Below are 2,968 nucleotides of genomic sequence, written 5' to 3'. Positions count from 1 at the left end.
GAGGCGGCATCCTGTCGGGTGCCGCCTTTTTGGTTTGGATAGCACCGGGACACTTGCAGGGCCGTGCTCTGGATCGGGGGTCGTTATGAACAGCACCCCGATTTCTGTTCCTCCCATTGGAAGGCCACACGCACCAAAGTCAAACCTTTGCCAGTTCTGGCTGCTGGGCACCGACCCCGCATTGGAACGCCGGCAGCGCCTGCGCGATGACGCCGCCCAGCAGTTGGCCGCCCAGAAGGAGGGGCTGGCCAAGCTGGGCATGGTCTATGCCTCGCTGGGTGACCAGAACCCGGCCATCCCCCTGCTGCAACAGGCTCTGACCGGCAAACTGATTAGCCCCACCGTCGTCCGCCTGCGCCTGGGCGTCCTGCAATACCGCGCGGGGCAGCGACGAGGCGCGGCTGGCGGGGATTTGGGGGTTGATGTATGGGGGGCGATGAGTATCCAATTATTTGAATGGGAAGCTATATAATTATTATTAATATCCATAACGCATTATTGATATTAATAATAAAGGAAAATTTTTAACTTATTATCATGAGTTATTCATTGATCAATTCATGAAAACTTAATAATAATAGTATAGATTATTTTGTTATAACTAACACAAATCAAAATAATTATTTAGATATTTCAATTTATATTACATACACTCCATGATATGCGCCCTGTCCGCGCCAATTTTAATTATTGACTCCCCTCTAGAATATGTCATCAAATTGAGAAATGGGTGACCTATGCTAAGCTTTCAATGCCGTGCGGAATTTAGGCATTAGATTGCGCGCAATGGAAATCAAAATAACTCTAGATATCGAGGCGCAAAATGAGCAAATCATCTGCCAGCGTTAGATACGATGCCATTAAGATAAAATTCGACACAAGCGTCTCAATGGAAGAATCAGTTAATATACTATTTAAATATTTCACAGATCCAAATCTAATTTGTGATTCCGGTTCAGATCTTAAAGTATTATATGACATCCTGCGAGAAGATGCGGCCCTGTCAAGGGAATTATATGATAAGTTAATTATCGAACACAATCTTTGGGCCTTGTCAGGGGATTTTTCTTCTAGTTTCGTGGTGCCGGGATGTTGTTGTTGTGGGTGGGATAACAGCTTCCCGTTATCCGTATCATTTCCGGATACTCCGGACTCCGCTAGAGCTAATTTGGGCGAAATTGGTGAATTTATTTACAGTATGGTAAATAAATCAAGAAATTTACAAATGCTAAAATCAACAAAAGAGGCAGACCTTGCCCCTAAACTTTTTAGCATTCTGACGAGTCCAGTCGTAATTAATGATGAAATAAAGGAACTAATATATTACGCACTCCAAAGAAATGAGGTTCTAGGTGCTGGACTTTTTGAACTTTATGTCTCCTGCGCACGTCTTGGACAAGTCCCAAAATATTCTCTTGTTGATGACAGCCCTGTTGTTAATCAAATAATAAAAGCATTTGGCGGCGGCGGCGGCGGCGGCGGCGGCGGCGGCGGCGGCGGCGGCGGTGGCGGCGGTGGCGGCGGTGGCGGCGGTGGCGGCGGTGGCTGCTGTTGCTGTTGCTGTTGCTGTTGCTGTGGCGGTTGCTGCGATTGCGGGGGGGACTGTTAACGGGAGGCTGCTTTGCTTGAAGCTGTCATTGATATATTAAAGCAGAACAATTGCGTAGGTGTGGCAGAAGCGTTGCCCATAAAGAAAGCTCGCTTGAACGAAAACACACTAGGATTTTATATAGCCTCAGTAGAGTTGGGGGCTGATGAGTTCTGCCCTAGGGGAGTTTTTGGCACTGCTTTTGCGGCTGACATTGATCCTATGTCAGCTCTAACCCGAGCGACATTTGAGGCTGTTGAAAGGTACTTCTTAGCGGCTTCAGGGTATTCAGATTGGAAGACAACTTTCTGTGATATTAGTGATCATAAATTATTTAAGTATCAATCTGGGTCATGTTCCGGTTACCACTATTCAAATATAGTAAGAGCCGTAATCGCAGATAACCACCTAACAGGGGAAAAGATTTTTGTCCCAGAGGGTGATATGTTTGCACCATATCCGGAAAAAAATGGGAACATAGGAGCGCCCAGCACAACCAATGGAATTGCCTGCCACACTGATTCGAAAATGGCTATAAGATCAGCCATATTTGAATTGTACGAGCGTCACTGCATAATGGATTTCTGGTTTATTGGCCAGGATTTTGCGAAGAAAATACCATGCAGTTATATAAGAAATATAAATATAAAGGAATTCTCTATAATAGAAAGCATGGGGTATTCTTTAACATTTGTTTTAATATCAAGGTGTTTTTTTTCGCCAACAATCTTGGTATTGGCGAGACATAATATTAATACATATCCGTATGCCATATTTTCTGCATCTACTAAAAGTACATACATTGATGCCATTACCAGTGCCCTAAAAGAATTGATCCAAACAATTGTATCTTTAGTGTACAGTAAAGATAAATTCATAAAATGGCAAAATATTAGGCGCGTTACATCTCTTGAGCACAACATGTTTCACTATGCAGATCCATATCTGGCCAACACGTCCGGCGATTTGTTTGAATTTATTGAGAAAATCGATGATATTGACATGGATTCAATTTCGAATGCATTCTCAAATAGCGAAATAGAGCCGAAAGTTGCTGATATGGATCCATTCTTCGATATTGGCTTAAGCAAAACCTATGCACTTGAAATAACGCCAAAAATATTCAGAGATGAAATTTGCGTAATAAGAGCGGTTAATGACAGCGCTTTCAAACTTGTTGTTGGAGATACATTTGGAGAGACTCGTCTATTGAGATCTTCAACCAGAATAAAACACCCCCATCCCTTTCCGTAAATGGACACCTCCGGAAACCGCTGATTTGTGCTATGATAGGGGATGCAGCCTGTAGCGAGGTTGGTCATGTCCGGACAGGGCGGTTTCTGGGATTTTGAGGATCGTCTACGAGAATTGTCGGCGGAG

At 43.9% G+C, this 2,968-nt stretch carries 3 protein-coding genes; all 3 read left to right on the top strand.

Translation table 11 applies throughout. From position 1 onward, the window contains the following. Positions 1-85: 85 nt before the first annotated feature. The 3 genes from Q0072_RS17790 (at position 86) to Q0072_RS17780 (ending at position 2,842) form a co-directional block, all read left to right on the top strand. Positions 86-472: a hypothetical protein gene (locus tag Q0072_RS17790; RefSeq protein WP_298332901.1), complete on the top strand. Its 387-nt coding sequence runs from the start codon at positions 86-88 to the stop codon at positions 470-472. Between the two features lie 351 nt (positions 473-823). After that, positions 824-1,609: a hypothetical protein gene (locus Q0072_RS17785; protein ID WP_298332900.1), complete on the top strand. Its 786-nt coding sequence runs from the start codon at positions 824-826 to the stop codon at positions 1,607-1,609. 12 nt (positions 1,610-1,621) lie between these two features. Continuing rightward, complete coding sequence (locus tag Q0072_RS17780) at positions 1,622-2,842, top strand: YcaO-like family protein (RefSeq protein ID WP_298332899.1); 1,221 nt, start codon at positions 1,622-1,624, stop codon at positions 2,840-2,842. Positions 2,843-2,968 lie beyond the last annotated feature (126 nt).

Source organism: Asticcacaulis sp., from assembly GCF_027484505.1.
Classification (GTDB): domain Bacteria; phylum Pseudomonadota; class Alphaproteobacteria; order Caulobacterales; family Caulobacteraceae; genus Asticcacaulis.
This window is presented reverse-complemented; position numbering and strand designations above follow the sequence as displayed.